Genomic DNA, 25,649 nt, shown 5'->3' with positions numbered 1-25,649 from the left:
CGTGGCCGATCCGTCCATCGCACCGCGCCGCACCTCTTCCCCACGGAGTATCAATGAGTATCGATCGGGCATTGGTCGACGCCGCCATCGCGGCCGTCACTGACCCTAACACCGGCGCGCCGTACGCGGCCGCGAAGAGCATCCGCAACGTGGTTGTGGAGGGCGACGCGGTCAGTCTGCAGGTGACGCTCGGCTACCCGGCGAAAAGCCAGTTCGACGCGGTCCGCCAGCAGTTCGCCGACGCGCTGCGCACCGTGCCCGGCGTCGGGAACGTCCGAGTCGAGGTATCCCAGCAGATCGCTGCCCACACCGTGCAACGCGGCGTGAAGCTGCTGCCCGGCGTGAAGAACATCGTCGCCGTTGCCTCGGGCAAGGGCGGTGTCGGCAAGAGCACGACCGCGGTGAATCTCGCGCTGGCGCTGGCGAGCGAGGGCGCGTCGGTCGGCATTCTCGACGCCGACATTTACGGCCCGTCGTTGCCGACCATGCTCGGCATCGAGGGCCGCCCCGAATCGCCCGACGACAAATCGATGAACCCGCTGACCGGCCACGGCGTGCAGGCCAACTCGATCGGCTTCCTGATCGAGGCGGACAATCCGATGGTGTGGCGCGGCCCGATGGCGACCTCGGCGCTCGAACAGCTGCTGCGCCAGACCAACTGGCACGAGCTCGACTACCTGATCGTCGACATGCCGCCCGGCACCGGCGACATCCAGCTGACCCTCGCCCAGCGCGTGCCGGTCACGGGCGCGGTGATCGTCACGACGCCGCAGGACATCGCGCTGCTCGACGCGAAGAAGGGCCTCAAGATGTTCGAGAAGGTCGGCATTCCGATTCTCGGCATCGTCGAGAACATGGGCCTGCATATCTGCTCGAACTGCGGTCACGAGGAGCACATCTTCGGCGCCGGCGGCGGCGAGCGCATGGGCAAGGAATATGGCGTCGACGTGCTGGGCAGCCTGCCGCTCGACATCACGATCCGTGAGCAGGCCGATTCGGGCAACCCGACGGTCGTGGCGGACCCGAACGGGCGGATCGCGGAGATCTATCGCTCGATCGCGCGCAAGGTCGCGGTGCATATCGCCGAGCGCGCGCGCGACATGAGCTCGAAGTTTCCGAACATCGTCGTGCAAAACACCTGAGCGCCCGCTCGGGCAAGGGATTAGAGGGGATATCGGCCCTATTTTCAATTGCTCTCGCGGTATCATGTCGACTTCACGAGTTCGGCTCGGCGGCCGCAGGGGCGGCCGCCAGGCCGGCAAGAGGATCGCATGGGAAAACGAATCGACGCTCACGTGGTGCATGCGTTCATCGTCCTGACTGCCGGCTGTGTGCTGTTGAGCGGCTGCGGCGTATTCCTGAGACCACAGGAAAAGCGCGCCGACGCGCAATTGCTGCCCACCATGGGCAATCAGGCGCACGGCCTCGTGACCTTTATCGAGCGCTCGGACGGCGTGCAGGTCACCTACAATCTCACGGGCTTGACGCCTAATAGTGATCACGCGCTGCAGGTGCACGAGCGCGGCGACTGCAACGCCGCCGACGGCTCGAGCGCCGGTCCGGTGTTTTCGCCGGCCGCCGAGCGGCTCAAGGCAGGCGCGCGCGTCGAGGGCGATCTCGGCAACATCCATGCAGACGCGAACGGCGTGGCAACCGGCTTCATCGTCGCGCCGGACGTGTCGCTCGACGGCATCCGCTCGGTGCTGCAGCGCGCGGTGCTGCTGCACCGCGACGCGACCGACCCGTACGCGTACCCCCAGCATGGCGCGGGCACGGCAATCGCCTGCGGCGTGATTCGTCAGCAGTGAGCGGCGGGAGCGCCGCGCCACGGCGTCGCGCCAGTCGGCGCACACCCCTCTTCGGGCGCGTTTCGTACCATTGGCGGCAGCATTTCCGTGATCGCGTAAAATAAGCGACCTTCGCCGGCGCCCAGCCGGCCGCCCGTTTTCATCTATCTTTCGTCACACCTGATATTCACGTCGAGCAGCTCTCACCTATGACCATCAAATCTGACAAGTGGATCCGGCGCATGGCCGAGTCGCACAAGATGATCGAGCCGTTTGCGCCCGATCAGGTTCGCGTCTCCGAAGACGGCCGGAAGATTGTCAGCTACGGCACCTCGAGCTACGGCTACGACATCCGCTGCGCCGACGAATTCAAGATCTTCACCAACATCAACTCGACGATCGTCGATCCAAAGAACTTCGACGAGAAGTCGTTTGTCGATTTCAAGGGCGACGTCTGCATCATCCCGCCGAACTCATTCGCGCTCGCGCGCACCGTCGAATACTTTCGTATTCCGCGCAGCGTGCTGACCGTGTGTCTCGGTAAATCGACGTACGCGCGCTGCGGGATCATCGTCAACGTGACGCCGTTCGAGCCGGAATGGGAAGGGCACGTCACGCTCGAGTTCTCGAATACGACACCTTTGCCTGCGAAAATTTACGCGAACGAAGGCGTCGCCCAGGTGCTGTTTTTCGAAAGCGACGAGATTTGTGAAACGTCGTACGCGGATCGCGGCGGCAAGTATCAAGGTCAGCACGGCGTCACGTTGCCGAAAACGTGACGCTGGCAGCGTCTTGACCCACCAGTTATTCGGGTGACCGCTGCGCTTTTCAGGTAACGCAGCGGTCGTTTTCTTTTTGGAGAATCGCCCATGAAGTTCCGTTTTCCCGTCGTCATCATCGACGAAGATTTCCGCTCCGAGAACATCTCGGGTTCCGGCATCCGGGCGTTGGCCGAAGCCATCGAGAAAGAAGGCGCGGAAGTGCTCGGGTTGACGAGCTACGGCGATCTGACCTCGTTCGCGCAGCAGTCGAGCCGCGCGTCGTGCTTCATCCTGTCGATCGACGACGACGAACTGCTGCCGTACGTCGAGAACGTGGTGGTCGAAGGCGAGACGCCCGAGCTCGCCGCCGCGATCGTCGCGCTGCGCGCGTTCGTGACCGAAGTGCGCCGCCGCAACGCCGACATTCCGATCTTCCTGTACGGTGAGACGCGCACCTCGCGCCACCTGCCCAACGACATCCTGCGCGAGCTGCACGGCTTCATCCACATGTTCGAGGACACGCCGGAGTTCGTCGCGCGCCATATCATCCGCGAGGCGAAGGTGTATCTCGACTCGCTGGCGCCGCCGTTCTTCAAGGAGCTCGTGCAGTACGCGGAAGAGGGTTCGTACTCGTGGCACTGCCCGGGTCACTCCGGCGGCGTCGCGTTCCTGAAGAGTCCGCTCGGCCAGATGTTCCATCAGTTCTTCGGCGAGAACATGCTGCGCGCCGACGTCTGCAACGCGGTCGACGAACTCGGCCAGCTGCTCGATCACACGGGCCCGGTCGCGGCCTCGGAGCGCAACGCCGCGCGCATCTTCAGCGCCGACCACGTGTTCTTCGTGACCAACGGCACGTCGACGTCGAACAAAATCGTCTGGCACGGCACGGTCGCTCCCGGCGACATCGTGCTGGTCGACCGCAACTGCCACAAGTCGATCCTGCATGCGATCACGATGACCGGCTCGATTCCGGTGTTCCTCACGCCGACCCGCAACAACTTCGGCATCATCGGCCCGATTCCGCGCAGCGAGTTCGAGCCGGAAAACATCCGCAAGAAGATCGAGGCCAACCCGTTCGCCCGCGAAGCGCTCGCGAAGAACCCGAACCTGAAGCCGCGCATCCTGACGATCACGCAAAGCACGTACGACGGCGTCATCTACAACGTCGAGATGATCAAGGAGATGCTGGGCGAGTGGCTCGACACGCTGCACTTCGACGAAGCGTGGCTGCCGCACGCCGAATTCCACGAGTTCTATCAGGACATGCACGCGATCGGCGCGGGCCGTCCGCGCATCGGCGCGATGGTCTACGCGACGCACTCCACGCACAAGCTGCTCGCCGGCATCTCGCAGGCCTCGCAGATCGTCGTGCAGGATTCGAAGAACAGCCGCTTCGACAAGCATCGCTTCAACGAAGCGTATCTGATGCATACGTCGACGAGCCCGCAGTACGCGATCATCGCCTCGTGCGACGTGGCCGCGGCGATGATGGAAGCGCCGGGCGGCACCGCGCTCGTCGAGGAGTCGATCGCTGAAGCGCTCGACTTCCGCCGTGCGATGACCAAGGTCGACACCGAATACGGCGACGACTGGTTTTTCAAGGTGTGGGGCCCCGATCAATTCGCCGAGGAAGGCATCGGCTCGCGCGAGGACTGGATGCTGCGCCCTGACGACGCGTGGCACGGCTTCGGCCCGCTCGCCGAAGGCTTCAACATGCTCGACCCGATCAAGGCGACGATCGTCACGCCGGGTCTCGACATGGACGGCGGCTTCGGCGAAACCGGCATTCCGGCCGCGATCGTCACGAAGTACCTGGCCGAGCACGGCATCATCGTCGAGAAGACGGGGCTGTACTCGTTCTTCATCATGTTCACGATCGGCATCACGAAGGGCCGCTGGAACTCGATGGTGACCGAATTGCAGCAGTTCAAGGACGACTACGACAACAACCAGCCGCTGTGGCGCGTGCTGCCGGAGTTCGTGTCGCATCATCCGATGTACGAGCGGGTCGGGTTGCGCGATCTGTGCCAGCAGATCCACAGCGTCTATCGCGCGAACGACATCGCGCGTCTGACGACCGAGATGTACCTGTCGAGCATGGAGCCGGCGATGAAACCGTCCGACGCATTTGCGAAGCTCGCGCACCGTGAAATCGACCGGGTACCGATCGACGAGCTCGAAGGGCGCGTCACGTCGATCCTGTTGACCCCGTATCCGCCGGGCATTCCGCTGCTGATTCCGGGCGAGCGTTTCAACAGGACCATCGTCAACTATCTGCGCTTCGCGCGCGAGTTCAACGAGCGCTTCCCGGGCTTCCATACGGACATCCACGGGCTCGTCGGCGAAATGGTCAACGGGCGCATCGAATACTTCGTCGATTGCGTGCGTATTTGACGATGAGGTGGGTGAAGTTCCTGGCGAGCCTGCCAGCGATCGGGCCTTGGCGGCGTGAGGCCGGCGCGCTGGCCTTCGCGCTGACGGCGGCCGTGCTGATGCTTGGCGGCATCGCGAGTCCGGCCGCGCATGCCGAGGTGGCCGCCGCCGATCCGATCGACGCGGGGATGCGCGCGTGTCTCGCGCGCGCCGACATGTCGACGACGACGGGGCAGGTGCAGTGCATGGACAATGCGCGCATCGGCTGGATGGCCGCGGTCGATAGCGCGTACCAGCAGTTGCTCGCAAAGCTGCCGCCGGCGCGGCGCAGGCTGTGGGAAAAGAGCCAGTCGAGCTGGCTCGCGTCGCGCGATGCCGAGAAGCAGTTGCTCGCCGCGGTGTTCGCGACGACCCAAGGCTCGATGTACGTGCTCGCCGAGGCCGACATGCAGTTGCAGCCGGTGCGTGACCGCGCGCTGGCACTGCGCGCGGCGCTCGCCAATGCGAGCGACCCGGCGCCGCGACCGCCGCGCGCGTGTAACGCCGATGCGCGCTGCGAACACGCGATGTTCGACCTGAACCGTTACTATCGCGTGCTCGATGCGAAAATGCCGGCGGCGTCGCGACCCACGCTCGTGCACGCGCAACGCGCATGGAAAGCGTATCTGACGGCGTCGACGCCGCTCATCGACGAGCGTGGCCGCATCGACATCATCGGCGCGCGTGTCGCGACCATCAAGCGGCTATCCGAAACGGTCGGCAATCACTGACGGCCGCCGACGGGCGCGCACCCGCGCCATCAATCCAGTTGATAACCATCGCCGCGCGGCGGCGGCGGCGCGAGCGCCGGCTCGCCGCGCAGATCCCGCATCGCATCCTCGATCATCGCGGACATCGTGTTGAGCGCGAGGTCGTTTTCGTCGGTGCCGAACGGTTCTTCGAGCTGCGACGCGATCGCTTCGTGCGCCATGAACGTGTACGCCACGAACACCGCGAAAACCGGCGTGAAAATGCCGATGCTATTGACGAGTCCGAACGGCAGCGACGCGCAGAAGAAGTACACGGTGCGGTGAATTAGCACCGAATACGCGAACGGCAGCGGCGTCGATGCGATGCGCTCGCAGCCGCCGATCACATCCGACAGTCCGCTCAGATTGCGGTCGAACGCGAGCACAGCAATCGGATCGAGCGCCCCCGCGCGTGCCGCGCGCTGCACCCATTCGCCGAGGCACAGCATCAGCGCGGCGGGCTTGTAGCGCGATGCCATCACCCGTTCGAACAGTGCGCCGGGCAGCCGCGCGGCAAGGTCGTCGCGCGGATCGCTCCGGCGCAACTGATGACGCAGCGCATGCGATAGCGCGCCCAGTACCGCCAGAAACGCGGCGGCATCTTCTTTGGGCAACTCGCGCGAGGGCAGCGTCAGCACCTGGCGCGTCAGCGAGCGCGACTCATTGAGCAACTGCCCCCACAGCTTGCGCGCTTCCCACCAGCGGTCGTAGCTCGCGTTGTTGCGAAAGCCGAGAAACACCGCGAGCGCGATGCCGACCAGCGAGAACGGCGCGATCGTGTTCAGGTTCAGGCTGACGGGCAGCAGATGATCGTGCGCGGCGAGCGCAATGAGCGAGATGAAGAAGATCAGCAAGAGGCGCGGCAGCAACTGCGGCAGCACCGAACCGCGCCACGCGAGCAGCATGCGGAACCAGTGGACATGCGGGCGGATGATCATGGGAGCGCGGTCCGGATCAGGCGATGGAGCGCCTATTATCGATCGCTTTTCGTTTCCCCAAAACAGAGAAACCCGCGGCGTGCGCATCGGGGACGATGCCCACGCCGCGGGTTCATACGCCGCAAGCGGATCGGGAGAGCCGCGAACCCAGCCTCAGTCGCGTGCCGACGAAGCCGCGCCGTGGCTCAGCCAGTCGAGTACGGCCGTGGCGTCGTCGTCGGCGCCTTCGCGCGCTTTCTCGACCGTCTCGGCGACTTCGTCGCTCGGCACCGCGCGGCGAATCGCCACGCCGACGGCGAGAATGTCGATCATCACGAGGTGCAGGATGCGCGAGATCATCGACAGCTGCGACTCGCGAATCTCGATGTGATCGGTTTCCAGCGCGACGGTCGCGCGTTTCGCGAGCGGCGTGTTGCTCGACGTGATCGCGATCACCTTTGCGCCGGCCTGCATCGCGACGTCGAGCACCCGCAGCAGCTCGGGCGCGCGCCCTGACTTCGACACCGCGACGATCACGTCGCCCTTGCCGAGCAGCGCCGCCGACGCCGCCTGCATGTACAGGTCGCCGTAGGCGATCGTCGGAATGCCGAAGCGGAAGAATTTGTAGTGCGCGTCCTGCGCGACGATGTTCGAATTGCCGAGCCCGTAGAACTCAATGCGCCGCGCGCCGTTCAGCAAGTCGATGGCGCGTTCCACGTGTTCGAAGTTCAGATGCTCGCGCAACTGCAGGATCGCCGACACGGTGTTGTCGAGCACCTTCGCGCCGAAGTCGGTCGCGGTGTCGCCGAGATGCACCTGGCTGTGACTGACCGGAATCGTGCCGGTCAAACCGGTGGCGAGCTTCAGCTTGAAATCCGACAGCCCCTGGCAGCCGAGCGAGCGGCAGAAGCGGATCACGGTCGGCTGACTGACGTCGGCCTTGCGCGCGATGTCGACGATCGGATCGTTGATGATCGAGCGCGGATGGTTCAAAGCGAGATCGGCGACGCGGCGCTCGGCCGGTGTCAGCGCGTCGCGCATCTGGCGAATCCGCTCGAACACCGCCGACGAACTGCCGCCCGCGCGGTTCGACAACTGCTCGGCGAGAATCGCCGAGACGCCGAGAAACGCCGGATATTCGGCGGTGATCACATAGGTCGGCACGTTCTGCAGATACGCCTCGAAGCGCCCCTTCGCTTCGAAGCGCTGGCGGAACGACGAGCGCGCGAAGAACTCGCCGAGGCGCGGCACGACGCCGCCGCCGATATAGATGCCGCCAAGCGCGCCGAGCGTCACCGCGATATTGCCGGCGAAGGTGCCGAGAATGCCGCAGAACACATCGACTGATTCTGCCGCGAGCGGTTCGCCATCGAGCGCACGCTTGACGACCTCGGCCGTGGCGACCGTGGCCGGCACGCGCTTCTTGTCGCGGCCCGCGAGCGCGCGATAGATCACCTCGATGCCCGGACCCGCGGCCACCCGTTCGAACGACACGTGCGACCACTTCTTGCGCGCGTAGTGCAGCACGATCTCCTCGCGCTCGTCGGCGGGTGCGAACGTGGCATGGCCGCCTTCGCTGCCGAGCGCGATCCAGCGGTCATCGGCGGGGATCAGGCCCGACACGCCCATGCCGGTGCCGGGGCCGAGCAGGCCGATCACGCTGTTAGGCCGGCGCTGGCCGCCGCCCACCTGCACGCGTTGCGCGTCGGTGAGACCGGGCAGCGCCATCGCGAGCGCGGTGAAGTCGTTGACGACGAGCAGCGTATCGAAACCGAGCGCGCGGCGCGTCGCTTCGATAGAAAAGGTCCAGTCGTGATTGGTCATGCTGACCTGGTCGCCGTCGACCGGGTTCGCAATGGCGATCGCCGCGTGATTGACGCGGCCGATCTTCGTGTCCTTCAGATACTTCTTGATGACGTCCGCGACGCCCGGGTACTCGGCGCAAGGATAGACCTTCACCGAGCCGATTTCGCCGGGGCCCGTCTCGAGCGCGAAGCGCGCATTGGTGCCGCCGATGTCGGCCAGCAGCCTCGGTCCGTCGGCATGCTGGCCCGCGCCCGGCACAGCGTTAGTTTGCACACCAGTAGACATCGAGTCTCACTCCCTTGTCGTTTGCCAACTGCGAAATGGCATTTTTTTGTAGCGCAGCGCACGCGCTATTGAGCACGTCCATCTTGCGCGGTCCTGCGATCAGCAGAAACAGGTGCTTCACGTCCTTCAGCGCGGACAACGACCAGCTCACCCGCGCGTGCGGCGCCGCGCCCGGATGCACGGCGACGAAGCGCTCGCTCGTGGTGATTGCGTGATCCCATTCGGGGGCGTCGGCGAAGATCGAAGCGGTGTGGCCGTCCTCACCCATGCCCAGCACGGCGACGTCGGGCGCCGCGGCAAAGCGCGCGTCGGCGTTCAGCGCGGCGACGTGCGAGTGCAGATCCTGCGAGGTGTCGACGAGCGGCCAGAAGGTCGCGTCTTGCGCGGCGTTCTGAAGCAACGTGGCGCGGGCGAGCTGGGCGTTGCTCGCGCTATCGGTCTCCGGCACCCAGCGGTCGTCGACCAGCGTGACCGCGATGCGAGGCCAGTCGAACTGTTGCGTCGACAGGGTTTGCAGGAATGGACGCGGGCTGCTGCCGCCGGACACGGCTAACAGAGCGGGGCGCGCGGGCGGGGTCGACGTGCCGGTGGCGGCCGCCGATGCGGCAAGCGACGCACGTAACGCGTCGCCCACCGCTTTCGCCAGCGCGTCGGATTGGGCGTGCTGGTCGTCGAAAACGTGAAGCTCGATCACTTCTCCTCCGTGCTGCTTTCTTGTTAGGTCTGCCGGCGCCGCCGCGCGCATCGTGCGCGGCGGCGCCCGTCAATTCATCAGATTCAATTCTCTTCTTCGAGCCAGCAGGTGCCATGCTGCGCGAGCATCGCGCTCGCCGCCGCCGGTCCCCACGTGCCCGCCGCGTACGGCTTGGGCGCCTTGGCCGAGGCCTTCCATTCGTTCAGGATGGGTTCGACCCAGCGCCATGCAGCTTCCTGTTCGTCGCGCCGCACGAACAGCGCGAGGCGCCCGTGGATCACGTCGAGCAGCAGCCGTTGATACGCCTCCATCTGTCCTTCGCGGAAGAACCGGTCGAACGCAAGATCGAGGTACACGCTCGCGAGATTCATGCCCTCGCCGGGCTGCTTCGCGAGACAGTACAGACGAATCGTCTCGTTCGGCTGCAGACGGATCACGAGGCGATTCGCACCCGCGCGCAGCGCCGATGCACCGAGCGCCGAATGCGGCACCGCACGAAAGTTCACGACGATCTCGGCGACGCGATCGGCGAGCCGCTTGCCCGTGCGCAGGAAAAACGGCACGCCGGCCCAGCGCCAGTTCTCGATCTCGACCTTCAGCGCGACGAAGGTTTCGGTCAAGCTATCCGGCTTCACGCCGTGCTCGGTCGCATAGGCCGGCACGGCGTTGCCACGGATTACGCCCGAATGGTACTGGCCGCGCACCGCGACCTTGCCGATTTCCTGCGGATCGATCGGCTTGAGCGCGCGCAGCACACGCAGCTTTTCGTCGCGCACCGAGTCGGAATCCATCGAGTGGGGCGGCTCCATCGCGACGATCGACAGCAACTGTAGCAGGTGGTTCTGCACCATGTCGCGCAACGCGCCGGTATTGTCGTAGAAATCGCCGCGCGCTTCGACACCGAGCTCCTCGGCGATCGTGATCTGGATGCTATCGACCCACTCGCGGCGCCACAACGGTTCGAACAGCGCATTGCCGAAACGCAGCGCGAGCAGGTTCTGCACCGGCTCCTTGCCGAGGTAATGGTCGATCCGGTAGATCTGCTCTTCCGCGAAGATCTCACCGACCGCGTCATTGATCGCATTCGACGACTTCAGGTCGTAGCCGAGCGGCTTCTCGAGCACGATGCGCGCGTTGTCGTTCAGTCCCACCGCGGCAAGCGCATGGCAGATCGGCACGAACAGCGACGGACCCGTCGCGAGATAGAACACGCGGATGCCAGGCATGTCCCGAATCGCATCGCGCAGTTGCGCGAAGTCGTCGGGATTGCCGAGGTCGATCTTCACGAACTCGATGCGCGCGAGAAAGCTCGTCCACGCGGCTTCTTCGACACCGTTCTTCGACACATGCGGCTTGACGTGCTCGTCGACCCACTGCAGGTATTCGCCGCGATCCGCGATATGCCGCGCCACCGCGACGATCTTGCCGCGCTCGGCGAGCATGCCGCCCGCGCGGTGCGCTTCGAACAGCGCGGGCAGGATCTTGCGCATCGACAGGTCGCCGGTTCCGCCGAAAAGAACGAAGGTGAAGCTTGAATCGGTTTGCATGGGTCTCCGCCGATATCCTTAAAGGCCGCCGCGCTGACCGGACACCGCACCCGCAGTGACCCGGAAAAGCGACCGTAGTCCGATAAAATATTTTTTGACACTGAATTGTAGTTTAACTACAATCCAAATCAAGAGGTAGCGTTAATTCGATGAAAAAAGCGCGCGCGGTGGAGGCTGAATGCGCGCTTGGCGAATCGGCGGACGTCCCCGGTATGTTGATGGAGAGCGTCTTCCGGTACGTGCCAGCAGGGTGCCGGCGAACCTGACGGAATGCCGGGGAGTCGACGGGCTCGCGGGGTCGTTGCCCGTGGCCGAGGTCAGGCTGGAGTCGGATTGGTGTACGAGGTGCCTCGAGTCTGCCGCGCGAAGCGGGCAGGCAAAAATCAAAAGAGGAGACAGTCAGTTGCATCCCGAACCACTCACCTCTTGAGCGTCCAGCGGCCGGACATCGGTCCGCCGGCACATGCCCTCGCGCATGCGCCCGACCGTGCTCGATCGCCGAATGTTTTTGCCTGTTTGAACCAACCACAGCACCCTGGCGACATCAGGGGCCATTCGTTTTTTTGTTCAGGTGTCTGGAGGAGATAAGCAATGAAATTTCGCGCGATCATGGGCGCCCTGTGCGCTGCGGGTCTGATGTGTGGCGTGTCGGCCGTGCAGGCCGCCGAGTCGATCGAAGTGCTCCACTGGTGGACTTCGGGCGGCGAATCCAAGGCAGTCGGCGTCCTCAAGGACGACATGACGAAGCAGGGTTACACGTGGAAGGACTTCGCAGTCGCGGGCGGCGCTGGCGCGGCTGCCATGACGGCACTGAAGACGCAGGTGATCTCGGGCAACGCACCGAGCGCCGCGCAGATCAAGGGTCCGCTGATCCAGGAGTGGGCTTCGCAGGGCGTGCTGGTGCCGATCGACTCGGTCGCGGGCGACTGGAAGAAGAACCTGCCGCCGCAAATCGACAAGCTCGTGCAAGCGGACGGCCACTACGTCGCCGCGCCCTTCTCGGTGCATCGCGTGAACTGGCTGTACATCAACAAGGCAGCGCTCGACAAGGCGGGCGGCAAGGTGCCGACCACGTGGCCTGAGTTCTTCGCGGTGGCCGACAAGATGAAGGCCGCGGGCATCCAGCCGATCGCGATGGGCGGCCAGCCGTGGCAAGACCTGACGCTGTGGGAAGACGTCGTGCTGTCGGAAGGCGCGGACTTCTACAAGAAGGCGCTCGTCGATCTCGACGAAAAGACGCTGACTTCGGACAAGATGGTTCAGGTGTTCGACACGGTGCGCAAGATCCAGGGTTACTTCGACACGGGCCGCACGGGCCGTGACTGGAACCTCGCCACGGCCATGGTCATCAACGGCAAGGCCGGCATGCAGTTCATGGGCGACTGGGCGAAGGGCGAGTTCACCAACGCCGGCAAGAAGTCGGGCACGGACTTCATCTGCGCGGTGGTGCCGCAAACGGACAAGGCCTACACGTATAACGTCGACTCGTTCGTGTTCTTCCAGCAGAAGGGCCAGAAGGCCGCGACGCCGGGCCAGCTCGCGCTTGCGAAAACCATCATGTCGCCGGAGTTCCAGGAGCAGTTCAGCCTGTACAAGGGCTCGATCCCGGTGCGTCTCGGCGTGCCGATGGACAAGTTCGACGACTGCGCGAAGAAGTCGTACGCGGATGAGCAGGTCGCCATCAAGGCCGGCGGTTATGTGCCGTCGCTCGCTCACGGCATGGCTCAGCCGGATGCCGCGGCAGGCGCCATCTCCGACGTCGTCACGAAGTTCATGAACTCGCAGGAAGATTCGAAGACCGCGGTTCAGGCTCTTGCGAAGGCAGCGAAGACCAAGTAAGCGTAAGAAAGAAGCGTTGCGCCCGGCGGCTTGCATCTGCGGCACCGGGCGTCTCCTTCGGGCCGTGTTGGGCCGGACCTCGAACTGCTCAGGTTCGCAGCGGTGTCCGGCGCCAGGCGGCTCACCCCGGTTTCATGGAGTCACACAGAGGCCGTCGCGGTCCCGCGCCACGCGCGCACAGCAGGCCCGACGGTACAGTTTCAGCAGGAGTCGAGTAGTGACTGCTTCCATCAGCGGAAACGGGAAAACGGCCACCGTCACCCGCCGCACGTCGCCCATGGCGGCCCTTGCCGATCGCTATATTCCGAAGCTGGTGCTCGCACCCAGCGTCGTCATCAGCCTGATCTTCGTGTATGGCTTCATCGCCATCACCGGTTATATGTCGCTGTCCACCTCGCGGCTGATGCCTCGATGGGAGTTCGCGGGTCTCGACCGCTATCGCGAGCTGTTCCAGAACGACGTATTCTGGACTTCGGCCGAGAATCTCGGCTGGTTCGGCATTCCATTCATCGGTATCTGTATCGGTCTGGGCCTGCTGCTTGCCATCCTGCTCGATCAGCAGATCCGCAACGAAGGCGCGCTGCGCGCCGTATTCCTGTATCCGATGGCGCTGTCGTTCATCGTGACCGGCACCGCGTGGCAATGGATCCTGTCGCCGGGCACCGGCATCGAGAAAGTGTTTCACGACTGGGGCTGGACGAGCTTCTCCTTCAACTGGCTCGGCGACCCGGACAAGGCGATCTTCACTATCGTGATCGCGGCGGTCTGGCAGTCCACCGGCTTCGTGATGGCGCTGTTCCTCGCCGGTTTGCGCGGCGTCGACAACGAAATCTTCAAGGCCGCGCAGATGGACGGCGCGAACCTGCCGACCATCTACCGCAAGATCGTGATTCCGAGCATGCGGCCGGTGTTCTTCTCCGTGCTGCTGATCCTTTGCCACATCACCATCAAGACGTTCGACCTGGTCGTCGCGCTGACCGCGGGCGGTCCAGGCACTTCGTCGTCGCTGCCGGCCATCTTCATGTACACGTTTTCGTTCAATCGCGGACAGCTCGGCGTCGGCGCCGCATCGTCGATCATGATGCTCGCCACCGTCGTGGCCGTGCTCGTGCCGCTGATGTATCTGGAATCGAGGAGCACCCGCAATGCAGCCTAAGATGACGATCAGCCGTGCCGTCATTTACGCGGCCCTGATTCTGTTCGCCTTGTATTTCCTGTTTCCGCTGTATGTGATGCTGTCGACGTCGTTCAAGGACATCGACCAGCTGCGCACCGGCAACCTGCTGACGCCGCCGACGAGCTGGAGCTTCGCGCCGTGGATCAAGGCGTGGAGCGGCGCGTGCACGGGCGTGCGCTGCGACGGCATGCAGCCGTTCTTCATGAACTCCGTGCGCATGGTGATTCCGGCCGTGCTGATCTCGTCGATCATCGGCGCCTTCAACGGCTACGTGCTCACGCACTGGCGTTTTCGCGGCGCCGATCCGATCTTCACGATGCTGCTGGTCGGCTGCTTCATCCCGTTCCAGGCGATCCTGCTGCCGATGGCCCGCCTCGAAGGCATCCTCGGCCTGTCGAACACGACGAGCGGCCTCGTGCTCGTGCACGTGATCTACGGTATCGCGTTCACGACGATGTTCTTCCGCAACTTCTACGTGAGCGTGCCGGCTGAACTCGTGAAGGCAGCGCGTATCGACGGCGCGGGTTTCTTCACGATCTTCACGAAGATCCTGCTGCCCGTGTCGCTGCCGATCTTCATGGTGTGCCTGATCTGGCAATTCACGCAGATCTGGAACGACTTCCTGTTCGGTATCGTGTTCTCAGGCGTCGATTCGATGCCGATCACCGTGGCGCTGAACAACCTCGTGAACACCTCGACCGGCGTGAAGGAATACAACGTGGACATGGCCGGCGCGATCATCGCGGCGCTGCCCACGCTGCTCGTCTACATCATCGCCGGACGTTACTTCGTGCGCGGCCTGACCGCGGGCGCGGTGAAGGGCTAACCCATCCGAGAGCGACGGCGGTTCACCGAGCTCGTGCCGCCGTCACCCGACAAGACGTTTTCAAGCAGTACCAGAGACTAGAGGATTCACAGCATGGCAAGCCTTTCCATCCGTGACGTGTACAAGACCTACCCGAACGGGGTGCCGGTTCTGAAGGGTGTCAACATCGACATCGAAGACGGCCAGTTCCTGATTCTGGTCGGCGGCTCGGGCTGCGGTAAGTCGACGCTGCTCAACATGATTGCCGGCCTCGAAACCGTGACCAAGGGCGAGATCCAGATCGACGGCAAGACCGTCAACAACCTGTCGCCGAAAGACCGCGACATCGCGATGGTGTTCCAGTCGTACGCGCTGTATCCGTCGATGACCGTGCGCGACAACATCTCGTTCGGCCTGAACATCCGCAAGGTGCCGAAGCAGGAGCAGACGCAGATCGTCGAGCGCGTGTCGAACACGCTGCAGATCAAGCATCTGCTCGACCGCAAACCGGGTCAGTTGTCGGGCGGCCAGCGTCAACGGGTCGCGATGGGCCGCGCGCTCGCGCGCGATCCGGTGATGTTCCTGTTCGACGAGCCGCTGTCGAACCTCGACGCGAAGCTGCGCATCGAGATGCGTTCGGAAATCAAGCTGCTGCATCAGCGCCTCGGCACGACGATCGTCTACGTGACGCACGACCAGATCGAAGCGATGACGCTCGGCGACCGCATCGCGGTGATGAAGGACGGCATCGTGCAGCAGTTCGGCGCGCCGCAGGAAATCTACGACTCGCCGTCGAACCTGTTCGTGGCGGGCTTCATCGGTGCGCCGCCGATGAACTTCATCGAAGGCAAGCTGGTCGAGCAGGGTTCGGGCGTCGGCATCGAGCTCGATACCGGCATTGCGCGCAAGGTGCTGGTGCTGCCGTTCGATTCGGCGAAGGTGCGCTCGCACGTCGGCAACAACGTGATTCTCGGCCTGCGTCCCGAGCGCATCACCGATGCGCGCAGCGCGCACGGCGACGACTCGAAGCTGCAGCCGATCGAAGTGAAGGTCGACGTGATCGAGCCGACCGGTCCGGACACGCTGGTGTTCGCGCAGGTCAACGGCAAGCGCATCGTGAGCCGCGTGCACCCGGCATCGAACCCGCAACCGGAGAAGAACACGACGCTGCTGTTCGATACGTCGAAGGCGGTGCTGTTCGATCCGGCGAATGAAGAACGGATTGCGTAAGCGCTAAAGCCGGCGCTTTCCGCAAAACCCCATGCGTTGAGTTGCGCATGGGGTTTTTGTTTTTGGAAGCCGTTACGCCGGCTCGGGCAAACGCAAATCCGGGTTGTTATGCGCGAGTTCGCTGACCCAGTCGATAAATGCGCGCAGCCGCGAGCTCAGATTGCGACGATGCGCATACAGGATCGACAGCGGCGTGCCCGGGCTCGTGTAGTTGCCGAGGATTTCAGTGAGCGCCCCTTGCTCGATCAGCTGCGCAACCATGAAACGCGACGGCTGGATGATGCCGTGTCCGAGCACGGCCGCGCCGATGTACACGGAGCCGTCGTTGACCGCGAGCGTGCTTTTCATCGCTACGCGCTCGATTTCGCCGTCCACCTCGTATTCGAAGGGGAACGTCCTGCCGGTGCGTGCGGACACGTAGTTGACGGCGCGATGATCGGCGAGTTCAGCGAGCGTGGTTGGCGTGCCGTATTTCTTCAGATACGCCGGCGACGCGCACGTCACGATGCGCGCAAGACCGATGCGCCTCGCGACGAGACTGGATTCCTCCGGCGTGCCCATCCGGATCACGCAATCGACGGCGTCCTGAATCAGATCGATGTTGCGATCCGCGAGACCGAGACGCACGTCGATCGCGGGGTATTGCGCGTAGAAGTCGTCGAGCGCGGGCAGCAGCAGTGAGCGTGCGAGCGTGCCGGAGGTGTCGACGCGTATCGTGCCGGCCGGATTCTCGCGCTTGTTCGATAGCGACGACTCCGCATCGGCGACGTCGGCGAGAATGCGCACGCAGCGATCGTAGAACGACGCGCCGTCTTCGGTGACGCTGACCTGGCGCGTCGAGCGGTTCAGGAGCCGCACGCCGACGTGTTCTTCGAGCGCCTGGATCGTGCGGCTGACCTTCGCGCGCGGCAGATCGAGCGACTCCGACACCTTGGTGAAGCTGTTTGCTTCGACTACGCGCGTGAAGATCTCCATCGCTTCGAAACGGTCCATGGTTTGCCTTATGGGTGGTGAGCCGGGAGAGGGGCGAGGCGGGCTTGCGACACGACAGGAAGTCTACAGCCAGCAAAACCGGTTGTCTGCCGGCGGCCGCGTGCGATCCGCCGCTCGCGGCTCAATCCCGATCCGGCGCACCGAGCGGGAACAACGGCCGATACGGCCGTGCCTCGTCGACCGCGCGCGCGAACGACGGCCGCGCGAGCAGCCTCTGCCGGTACGCGCGCACGTGCGCGAACGCGGGGTCGATGGGATGGGCCCAGTCGGCGTAGAAGAGGAACGGCGCGGCGCCGCAGTCGGCGAGGCTGAAGCTGTCGCCGGCGGCCCACTCGCGCTCGGCCATGTGCCGGTCGAGCCAGGCGTACGCGGTGTCGAGCATCGCACGCGCCTCGGCGACGCCGCGTGTGTCGCGCTCGGCTTCAGGGCGCAGGCAATCGAAGACGATCTTCTGCTGCGGCGTCGAAATGTAGTTGTCGAAGAAGCGGTCCATCGCGCGCACCTGGAGCGCGGCGCGCGGATCGGCCGGCAACAGCGCGACGGGTCCCGGATAGTGCAGGCCCAGATATTCGATGATGATGGTCGCCTCGGGCACCGTGCGCCCGCCGTCGACGAGCACGGGGAAGCGCTTGATTGGCCAGAGCGCGGCGAATTCGGCCATGATCTGCGGGTCGTCGTACGCTAGCAGACGCATCTCGAACGGCGTGCCGTTTTCGTACAGCGCGGTCAGGGCCTTCTGGCAGTATGACGAAAACGGGTGGGCATAGAGCTTCAGGGGCATCGCGATCACCTTTGACGGTTGTACAGCACGGATACGCCGTGGCAACCATCGCCACCGCGCGACGGCCAGGCTGGCCGTTTACCCGACGACGAACGACACCCGCGAAAATCGACCTCAGGCCTTCGCGTTCACCCCATGCGCGGGCGACGCTCCTGGCTGCAACAGCACGACCACTGCACCGGCGCCGCCGTCATGCGGGCGCGCCTGACAGAACGCGATGACCTCGGATTTCTGCACGAGCCAGGCACGCACCTTGCCCTTCAGCACCGGCTCCTTGCCAATCGATCCCAGACCCTTGCCGTGAATCACGCGCAGACAGCGCAGCCCGCGCTTGACCGATTCGCGGATGAATTCCGCGAGCGCCTCGCGCGCTTGCTCGCGCCGCATGCCGTGCAGGTCGATCTGCGTCTGCACGATCCAGTCGCCGCGCCGCAGCTTGCGCACGACGTCGCGGCTCACGCCGGGGCGGCAATACGACAGCGTCTCGTCGGTTTCGAGCAGCACCTCGGGGTCGAACTCGTCGGAGATCGCTTCGTGCAATACCGCTTCCTCGTCGAGCAGCGTCTGCATCGGCAGCGGCGGCGGGGGAGTGCGCGTGAGCGTGGCGCGCGGCGCACTTGCGAGCGGCGCGACCTCCCCGATCTCGCGGCGGAACAGATCGGCGTCGGCGGCCGCTTCGCGCTGCGCCGCTCTCGCCGCCGCCTGTTCGCGCTCGCGCCGCTCGGCGTCGCCCTTTAACGCGTCACGCAACGCACCGAGGCCGGCGAGCCCCGACGCGCGCTCGAGCTTAGGCGCGACGGCCGGCGCAGCCGCTAAGGGCGCGGGACGCACGGCGGCTTGCGGACGCTTTGGTTCGTTCGGATGGGGCTGATTCTTCGGCATATCGGCAATACAGGCGGAGAAGTCGATGGATCGTGCTGGCAATGCGCCCAACACACATTGCCAAGGCGGCAAAAACGAAAAAGGCCGCCGGCATTCGAGCCGCGGCCTTCGTGAGCAGATGACGGCCGCGCTGCGCGCTACCGTCATTTTACTGTCGCGCCCGTTGTCGCGACTTCGCGTCGCCATACGGCGACGCGCCGCCGATCAGCGCTCCGCTTCCGCGCTCATCACATGCTCGCCGGCGATCTCGTTGATGGTCTCGAGATAGCGCTGCGCGTCGAGCGCTGCCATACAGCCGGTGCCCGCACTCGTGATTGCCTGGCGATAGACGTGGTCCTGCACGTCGCCGGCGGCGAACACGCCCGGCACGCTGGTCGCGGTCGCGAAACCGTCCAGGCCGCCCTTCGTGATGATGTAGCCGTTCTTCATCTCGAGCTGGCCTGCGAAGATGTCCGTGTTCGGCTTGTGGCCGATCGCGACGAACAAGCCTTGCAACGCGATGTCGGTGGTTTCGCCAGTCTGCGTGTGCTTGATGCGCAGGCCGGTCACGCCGGATGCGTCGCCGGTCGCTTCGTCGAGCACGTGGTTCCACTTGATCTCGACGACGCCTTCCTTCTCCTTGGCGAGCAGACGGTCGATCAGGATCGGCTCGGCGCGGAACTTGTCGCGGCGATGAATCACGGTCACCTTCTTCGCGATGCCGGCGAGGTACAGCGCCTCTTCGACCGCCGTGTTGCCGCCGCCGATCACGGCGACATGCTGCTGACGGTAGAAGAAGCCGTCGCAGGTCGCGCAGGCCGACACGCCCTTGCCCATGAACGCCTCTTCCGACGGCAGGCCGAGATACTGCGCCGACGCGCCGGTCGAGATGATCAGCGAGTCGCACGTGTATTCGCCCGAATCGCCGATCAGTCGAATCGGCTTCTCGCGGAGCTTCGCGGTGTGGATGTGGTCGAAAATGATTTCGGTGTTGAAGCGCTCGGCGTGTTCGAGGAAGCGCGCCATCAGTTCCGGGCCTTGCACGCCGTTCGCGTCGGCGGGCCAGTTTTCGACGTCGGTCGTGGTCATCAGCTGGCCGCCTTGCGCGAGACCGGTGATGAGCACCGGCGCCAGGTTGGCGCGCGCCGCGTAAACCGCCGCCGTGTAGCCGGCGGGACCGGAGCCGAGAATCAGAACCTTGGCGTGTTTCGTTGCAGTTGCGGGCATGATCGAATCCTTGTACGGCGCGCGGCTCGCCGCTGCGTAGCCGTGCGTATTTGAGCTGAAACTTTAGATGGGTATCAGTCCGGCATTATAAAGGGCGGGGCGCGCGGCCGCGCCATCAAGCTTTCCGATCGCCGCGATAGGGTGGCGGTGCGCCGGGACAGCGCAAGTGCGCGGCGCAATGCGACGAATTTCGCGCGCCTCGCCAGTGCATCTGTGGCCAAACCGCCAAGTTACCGTCATTTACAGCCTCGCGCGGGGCGCAGCGCTTACAATAGGCCGGATCGAAGTTTCCGGTAGCCGGGATCGGGCCCGCGGCCGCGCGCGGCGAGGCTCGGGCCGCGTTCCCGGCGACAGTTTCAGCCTGAACGGGCTACCCCAGGCAAACAGGATCAATGGCAAAAGCTCCTTATTCCGCGAGCGCGCAGGCGTTGCCGCACCGCATGTCGCGCCTCTTCACCGAAATCCGCTGGATTCTGCAGGTGGCGCTCGGCGTGTTCCTGCTGATGTCGCTCGTCAGCTACAGCAGGCACGACCCGAGCTGGACCCACGCCGCCCAGGTCGACCGTATCCACAATTGGGCGGGCCGGGTGGGCGCGTGGACTTCGGACATTCTGCTGCTGCTGTTCGGACTGTCCGCTTATTGGTGGATCGTGCTGCTCGGCCGCCACATCTCCGCGAACTACCGGCGCATCACGCGCAACGAAGAGCTATACGACGAAGCGCCGCACGGCGTGAGCTGGCTCGCGGACGCGTTCGCGTTCATGCTCGTGCTGCTGTCGTGCAACGGCCTCGAGGCGCTGCGCATGTGGTCGTTGAAAGTGCAGTTGCCGCGCGCGCCGGGTGGGGTGATCGGCGAGGCGGTCGCGCGCGGCGTATCGCATGCGCTCGGTTTCACCGGCGGCACGCTCGCGCTGCTGCTCGGTCTCGCGATCGGGCTGTCGCTGTACTTCCGTTTTTCGTGGCTGTCGGTCGCCGAGAAGGTCGGCGATTCGATCATTTCCGCGGTGACGTTCGCCAAGCTGCGTCGCGAGGCCGGGCGTGATCGCAAGCTCGGCGAAGCGGCCGCGGTCAAGCGCGAGGGCAAGGTCGAGAAGGGCCGCGTGCGCATCGAGGAGCACGAGCCCGTGGTGATCGTGCCGCCCCTCGCCACGCCGGCGAAGTCGGAGCGCGTCGAGAAGGAGCGCCAGGTGCCGCTCTTCACCGATCTGCCTGGCGACTCCACACTGCCGCCCATCTCGCTGCTCGATCCCGCGCCCGCCGCGCAGGAAACCATCTCCGCGGACACGCTCGAATTCACCTCGCGGCTGATCGAGAAGAAGCTCAAGGACTTCGGTGTCGAAGTCAGCGTGGTCGCCGCGTATCCGGGACCTGTCGTCACGCGCTATGAAATCGAGCCGGCCACCGGCGTGAAGGGCAGCCAGATCGTCAATCTCGCCAAGGATCTCGCGCGTTCGCTGTCGCTCGTGTCGATTCGCGTCGTCGAAACGATTCCGGGCAAGAACTACATGGCGTTGGAGCTGCCGAACCAGCGCCGTCAAACCGTGAGCCTGTCCGAAATTCTCGGCTCGGCCGTGTATGCGGATGCCGCGTCGCCGCTCACGATGGGTCTCGGCAAGGACATCGGCGGCAAGCCGGTGTGCGCGGACCTCGCGAAGATGCCGCACCTGCTCGTCGCCGGCACGACCGGGTCGGGCAAGTCGGTCGGTATCAACGCGATGATCCTGTCGCTGCTGTACAAGGCGAGCGCCGAGCAGGTGCGCATGATCCTGATCGATCCGAAGATGCTCGAAATGAGCGTCTACGAAGGCATTCCGCATCTGCTGTGTCCGGTGGTCACCGACATGCGTCAGGCGGGCCACGCGCTGAACTGGGCGGTCGCCGAAATGGAGCGCCGCTACAAGCTGATGAGCAAGGTCGGTGTGCGCAACCTCGCCGGCTACAACAACAAGATCGACGAAGCGGCGAAGCGCGAAGAGAAGCTGCCGAATCCGTTCAGTCTCACGCCGGACGATCCGGAACCGCTGACACGTTTGCCGAACATCGTGATCGTCATCGACGAGCTGGCCGACCTGATGATGGTCGTCGGCAAGAAGGTCGAAGAGCTGATCGCGCGGATCGCGCAGAAGGCGCGCGCGGCTGGTATCCACCTGATTCTCGCCACGCAGCGTCCGTCGGTCGACGTGATCACCGGCCTGATCAAGGCCAACGTGCCGACGCGTATGGCGTTCCAGGTGTCGTCGAAGATCGACTCGCGCACGATTCTCGACCAGCAGGGCGCCGAGTCGCTGCTCGGTATGGGCGACATGCTGTATCTGCCGCCGGGCACCGGTTTGCCGGTGCGCGTGCATGGCGCGTTCGTGTCGGACGACGAAGTGCATCGTGTCGTCGAAAAGCTCAAGGAGCAGGGCGAGCCGAACTATATCGAGGGCATCCTCGAAGGCGGCGTGAGCGGCGAGGGCGACGAAGGTTCAGCGGGAGCCGCGTCCACCGAAGGCGAGTCGGACCCGTTATACGATCAGGCGGTCGACGTCGTGCTGAAGAACCGACGCGCGTCGATCTCGCTCGTGCAGCGGCACCTGCGCATCGGCTACAACCGGGCGGCGCGTCTGCTCGAGCAGATGGAGAATTCGGGCGTCGTGTCGGCGATGTCCTCGAACGGCAATCGCGAGATCCTCGCGCCGGCGCGCGAAACGGAATAGCCGCAGCCGTTTGCCGCCATTGCAGGCGCCGCCGCGCGCACCGTGGTGTGCACCGCTATGGCTCGACACCGGGCCACTCGCTTTGTGCTCGGCGAGTCCATCGACCCGACGCAGCCCGTCACCGCATTCAATCAAGGGAGAAAGATCTATGCAAGCAATCGCGCAGCAGGACGCCAGAGAGCGTCGAGCGGGCCGCCTCGGCGGACTCGCGCGCAAGATCGCGCGCGCTGCGGGCAGTGTCGCGATCGGTGCGTCGCTTCTGGCCGCCTCGCACGCGTTCGCGAGCGGCACCGAGCAGCTGAAGGCGTTCGTCTCGCAGGTCCATTCGGCGCGTGGCACCTTCGTGCAGCAGGAAGTGCGCGCGCCGAGCAAGGCGCAGGGCGCGAGCGATGCGCTGTCCACCGCGAATCCGGGCAAGCCGACCACGTCGAGCGGCACGTTCATGTTCGCGCGCCCCGGCAAGTTCATCTGGCAATACGAGAAGCCCTACGCGCAACTGCTGCAGGCGGATGGCGAAAAGCTCTACGTCTATGACAAGGATTTGAACCAGGTCACGGTGCGCACGCTCGGCAATGCGCTCGGCGCGAGTCCGGCGGCGATCCTGTTCGGCAGCAACGATCTGAACAAGAATTTCACGCTGCGCGACGCGGGCGTGAAGGCCGGCATCGACTGGCTCGAACTGACGCCGAAGGCGAAGGACACGCAGTTCGAGCGCGTCGGTATCGGCTTCAAGGACGGCAATCTCGAAGCAATGGAATTGCACGATGTATTTGGCAACGTGACACTGCTGACTTTCTCGAACATCGAGAAAAATCCGCAACTCCCGGCCGACGCATTCAAATTCACGGTGCCGAAGGGTGCCGATGTGATCAACGGATAAACGCGATGGTCAGCGTCGACGGGGGGCGCCAAAAGGAACGGCCGCAAAACCGCGCTCGCGGAGCGCGGCTTGTTGCTGCGTGCGGCGTATGACGTCTGGAGGGCCCGGGAATGTGCGCTCCGGCGATTTAACAATTTCTTGCTGCAATGCAACAAAATAACGCCTAAACTGGTCGGAGCGGGTTATCGCTTCGAATGGTTGGAAAGGTGAGGCATGTCATGAATTTGTCTTCGTCACACGATTTGCGCTTGTCCCCGTCCCTCCATGTATTCGAACAGGAGGGCGGGTGGCATTGGGGGATCACGGTACCGCGGCCGGCCGGCAGTGGGTTCAAGGTGATTGCTTACAGCGAAAAAACCTTTATCAATGAGGCCGAAGCACAGCGGGAAGGCAATCGCGCACTGGCCCATTTTGCCAATATGCCAACGGCGCCGCCTGATCGGCCATAATGCCGTTAAATCTCGATGCCGATAAAAGGTCAGTACTTAAGTTTCATTGCTTCAAGCGCAACGATTACCGGTCGGTATTTTATTCAATATGCAACGAATCGCATATTTCTTTGACTTCGGAAAATCGCAGCGATAATGTCTCTTTTTTGAGACATCGCGTTCACCTTGACTTTTGCGGAATATGAAACCAGTCACGCGCTGAGCGTGGAACTGGACGGCGTGAACTATGCCGGTACCTATCGCGTGATGACGGGCAACGTCATCGTCCATTTCGAGAACGAAAGCAGATTCGCGCCGTACGCGCCGAACCGGCCGGAGACCGTCGCCCGTTGGCTGCTTACCGATCTGTGCCGCAAAGTCGAATCGCATCGGCGCAAAGCAGCGAAAAAATAGGCTGCGACGCAAGCGGCGAGCGGTGCTCACGCATACGCGGTTTTGCGCGCCGACACGAACACGTAGTAGCACACCGCGCCGATCGCGAGCGACGGCAGCGTCGCGCCGAGATTCGGCAGCCATTGATTGATCACCTGGTACGAGGCAATGCCGATTGCCCACGCGACGAACGCGCTCACATGCCAGCCACCCGAGAAGCCGTAGCGGCCGCGCACGTGGGCGAGCACTGCGGCGTCGATGCGACGCTTGCGCACGATGAAGTGATCCATCAGCACGACGCCGAACAGCGGCGCGAACACTGAGCCAATCAGCAGCAGGAAGTTCTGGTATTTCGCCATCGGCACGAGCAGCGCGATCAGCGTGCACAGCGCGCCGAACGCCGCCGACAGCAGCGGCACGCGCGTACCCGTCCAGAACGTCCCGGTCGACACCGCGGCCGAGTGGATATCGGCGAACGCGTTGTCGATTTCGTCGATCAGGATCAGCAGCAGCGCAAAGCCGCCGCCCGCTTGCGCGAGCGCGCCGGTGAGCAGTGCGTCGCCGCCGCCGGCCGCGAGGCCATAGATCGCGCCGAGCGCATAGAACCAGATGTTCGCAATGCCATAGCCGTACAGCGTGCCGCGAAACGTTTCGCCGGCGCGGCGGCCGAAGCGCGTGTAGTCGGCGATCAGCGGCAGCCACGACAGCGGCATCGCGACCACGAGGTCGACCGCGCCGCCGAACGACATCTCTCCGGTGCCTGGACGATGCATCAGGTCCGCGAGGTCGTGGTGCGCGAGCAGGTTCCACGTGAGCCACGCGGCGCCCGCGAGCAGCAGCCAGATTCCCCACTTGCGCAGAAAGCGCCGCACGAACGACAACGGGCCGCTGATCGCAAGCAGCGTCGCGAGCAGGCCGAAGATCATGGTCCACACGAGCGGCATCGACAGGGCGAAGGCCTGTTTCGCGAGCGCATCGGCTGAATCGCGCATCACGATCACTTCGAACGAGCCCCAGCCGACCAGTTGCACCATGTTCAGCACGGCCGGCACCGACGCGCCGCGCACGCCGAGCGTCGGACGCAGCGAGGACATCGCCGCAAGCCCGGTGTCGGTGCCGATCACGCCCGCGAGCGCGAGCAGCACGACGCCGATCGAGCTGCCGAGCACGATCGCGACGAGCGCGTGAGGCAGCGACAGTCCCGGCACCAGCAGTGCGCCCGCCTGGGCGACCAGCAGGCCGATGCCGAGCGAAAACCACAGTGCGAACGCGTCGCCGGTACGGAACGCGCGGCGCGCTTCGGGTACCGGCGTGAGCGGCGCGTAGGTGGAGCCGGCGCCGCCGGCGACAGAGTCTTGAGCCATCTGATGTTTGTTCC

21 protein-coding genes are annotated in these 25,649 nt (G+C 64.5%); 12 read left to right on the top strand and 9 right to left on the bottom strand.

What is annotated here, in order from left to right; genetic code table 11:
- Nucleotides 1-53: 53 nt before the first annotated feature.
- From apbC to LJ655_RS04270, 5 genes are all read left to right on the top strand, one after another.
- Nucleotides 54-1,142 (top strand): iron-sulfur cluster carrier protein ApbC, encoded by a 1,089-nt coding sequence (gene apbC / locus LJ655_RS04290; RefSeq protein WP_230560017.1) that lies wholly within the window; start codon nt 54-56, stop codon nt 1,140-1,142.
- A gap of 129 nt (nt 1,143-1,271) precedes the next feature.
- Entirely contained in the window at nt 1,272-1,808 is a 537-nt protein-coding gene (locus LJ655_RS04285) for a superoxide dismutase family protein (protein WP_230560016.1), read from the top strand.
- 188 nt (nt 1,809-1,996) lie between these two features.
- Nucleotides 1,997-2,566: a dCTP deaminase gene (gene dcd, locus LJ655_RS04280; RefSeq protein WP_008924193.1), complete on the top strand. Its 570-nt coding sequence runs from the start codon at nt 1,997-1,999 to the stop codon at nt 2,564-2,566.
- A 90-nt stretch (nt 2,567-2,656) separates the two neighbouring features.
- A complete protein-coding gene (locus LJ655_RS04275) occupies nt 2,657-4,942 on the top strand; it encodes an arginine/lysine/ornithine decarboxylase (protein WP_230560015.1) in 2,286 nt (761 codons plus the stop codon).
- Between the two features lie 2 nt (nt 4,943-4,944).
- Nucleotides 4,945-5,691 (top strand): lysozyme inhibitor LprI family protein, encoded by a 747-nt coding sequence (locus LJ655_RS04270; RefSeq protein WP_230560265.1) that lies wholly within the window; start codon nt 4,945-4,947, stop codon nt 5,689-5,691.
- A 29-nt stretch (nt 5,692-5,720) separates the two neighbouring features.
- On the opposite strand, the gene LJ655_RS04265 is transcribed toward LJ655_RS04270, so the two are convergent.
- The 4 genes from LJ655_RS04265 to zwf form a co-directional block, all read right to left on the bottom strand.
- Nucleotides 5,721-6,647: a bestrophin family protein gene (locus LJ655_RS04265; protein ID WP_230560014.1), complete on the bottom strand. Its 927-nt coding sequence runs from the start codon at nt 6,645-6,647 to the stop codon at nt 5,721-5,723.
- A 153-nt stretch (nt 6,648-6,800) separates the two neighbouring features.
- On the bottom strand, nt 6,801-8,717 hold the full coding sequence (locus tag LJ655_RS04260) for a bifunctional transcriptional regulator/glucokinase (protein ID WP_230560013.1): 1,917 nt from the start codon (nt 8,715-8,717) through the stop codon (nt 6,801-6,803).
- Nucleotides 8,695-9,411: a 6-phosphogluconolactonase gene (gene pgl, locus LJ655_RS04255; RefSeq protein WP_230560012.1), complete on the bottom strand. Its 717-nt coding sequence runs from the start codon at nt 9,409-9,411 to the stop codon at nt 8,695-8,697. The genes LJ655_RS04260 and pgl overlap by 23 nt, the downstream gene beginning before the upstream one ends.
- A gap of 83 nt (nt 9,412-9,494) precedes the next feature.
- Nucleotides 9,495-10,958, bottom strand: a complete 1,464-nt coding sequence (gene zwf, locus LJ655_RS04250) for a glucose-6-phosphate dehydrogenase (RefSeq protein ID WP_230560011.1) — start codon at nt 10,956-10,958, stop codon at nt 9,495-9,497.
- Between the two features lie 591 nt (nt 10,959-11,549).
- Between zwf and LJ655_RS04245 the strand changes: the two genes are divergently transcribed.
- The 4 genes from LJ655_RS04245 to LJ655_RS04230 all read left to right on the top strand — a co-directional run bounded on the left by LJ655_RS04245 (nt 11,550) and on the right by LJ655_RS04230 (nt 16,009).
- Nucleotides 11,550-12,797, top strand: a complete 1,248-nt coding sequence (locus LJ655_RS04245; RefSeq protein ID WP_230560010.1) for an ABC transporter substrate-binding protein — start codon at nt 11,550-11,552, stop codon at nt 12,795-12,797.
- A gap of 217 nt (nt 12,798-13,014) precedes the next feature.
- Nucleotides 13,015-13,953, top strand: a complete 939-nt coding sequence (locus tag LJ655_RS04240; protein ID WP_230560009.1) for a carbohydrate ABC transporter permease — start codon at nt 13,015-13,017, stop codon at nt 13,951-13,953.
- On the top strand, nt 13,943-14,800 hold the full coding sequence (locus tag LJ655_RS04235; protein ID WP_230560008.1) for a carbohydrate ABC transporter permease: 858 nt from the start codon (nt 13,943-13,945) through the stop codon (nt 14,798-14,800). The genes LJ655_RS04240 and LJ655_RS04235 overlap by 11 nt, the downstream gene beginning before the upstream one ends.
- A 93-nt stretch (nt 14,801-14,893) precedes the next feature.
- Complete coding sequence (locus LJ655_RS04230) at nt 14,894-16,009, top strand: ABC transporter ATP-binding protein (RefSeq protein WP_230560007.1); 1,116 nt, start codon at nt 14,894-14,896, stop codon at nt 16,007-16,009.
- Nucleotides 16,010-16,081: 72 nt separating this feature from the next.
- Here LJ655_RS04230 and LJ655_RS04225 read toward each other — a convergent pair whose 3' ends face one another.
- The 4 genes from LJ655_RS04225 to trxB form a co-directional block, all read right to left on the bottom strand.
- Entirely contained in the window at nt 16,082-17,002 is a 921-nt protein-coding gene (locus tag LJ655_RS04225) for a LysR family transcriptional regulator (protein ID WP_230560006.1), read from the bottom strand.
- A gap of 121 nt (nt 17,003-17,123) precedes the next feature.
- Nucleotides 17,124-17,783, bottom strand: coding sequence for a glutathione S-transferase family protein (locus LJ655_RS04220; RefSeq protein ID WP_230560005.1), 660 nt, complete (start codon nt 17,781-17,783; stop codon nt 17,124-17,126).
- A gap of 114 nt (nt 17,784-17,897) precedes the next feature.
- Nucleotides 17,898-18,665 (bottom strand): Smr/MutS family protein, encoded by a 768-nt coding sequence (locus LJ655_RS04215; protein WP_230560004.1) that lies wholly within the window; start codon nt 18,663-18,665, stop codon nt 17,898-17,900.
- Nucleotides 18,666-18,869: 204 nt separating this feature from the next.
- Nucleotides 18,870-19,871, bottom strand: coding sequence for a thioredoxin-disulfide reductase (gene trxB / locus LJ655_RS04210; RefSeq protein WP_230560003.1), 1,002 nt, complete (start codon nt 19,869-19,871; stop codon nt 18,870-18,872).
- Nucleotides 19,872-20,263: 392 nt separating this feature from the next.
- Here trxB and LJ655_RS04205 point away from each other — a divergent pair, with 392 nt between their 5' ends.
- From LJ655_RS04205 to LJ655_RS04190, 3 genes are all read left to right on the top strand, one after another.
- Nucleotides 20,264-22,570, top strand: a complete 2,307-nt coding sequence (locus LJ655_RS04205) for a DNA translocase FtsK (RefSeq protein WP_230560002.1) — start codon at nt 20,264-20,266, stop codon at nt 22,568-22,570.
- A gap of 148 nt (nt 22,571-22,718) precedes the next feature.
- Nucleotides 22,719-23,450, top strand: a complete 732-nt coding sequence (gene lolA / locus LJ655_RS04200; RefSeq protein WP_230560001.1) for an outer membrane lipoprotein chaperone LolA — start codon at nt 22,719-22,721, stop codon at nt 23,448-23,450.
- 614 nt (nt 23,451-24,064) lie between these two features.
- The gene (locus LJ655_RS04190; RefSeq protein ID WP_230559999.1) at nt 24,065-24,292 is read left to right on the top strand and encodes a hypothetical protein; all 228 of its coding nucleotides are present in this window, start codon (nt 24,065-24,067) and stop codon (nt 24,290-24,292) included.
- A 26-nt stretch (nt 24,293-24,318) separates the two neighbouring features.
- Here the strand turns inward: LJ655_RS04190 and cytX are convergent, their stop codons facing one another.
- The gene (gene cytX / locus LJ655_RS04185) at nt 24,319-25,635 is read right to left on the bottom strand and encodes a putative hydroxymethylpyrimidine transporter CytX (RefSeq protein WP_230559998.1); all 1,317 of its coding nucleotides are present in this window, start codon (nt 25,633-25,635) and stop codon (nt 24,319-24,321) included.
- Between the last annotated feature and the right edge of the window lie 14 nt (nt 25,636-25,649).

The sequence above is a fragment of the Paraburkholderia translucens genome (assembly GCF_020881035.1).
GTDB classification, from domain to species: Bacteria; Pseudomonadota; Gammaproteobacteria; order Burkholderiales; family Burkholderiaceae; genus Paraburkholderia; species Paraburkholderia translucens.
Note: the sequence above shows the minus strand (reverse complement) of the source record. Positions and strands in the feature narration are given on the sequence as shown.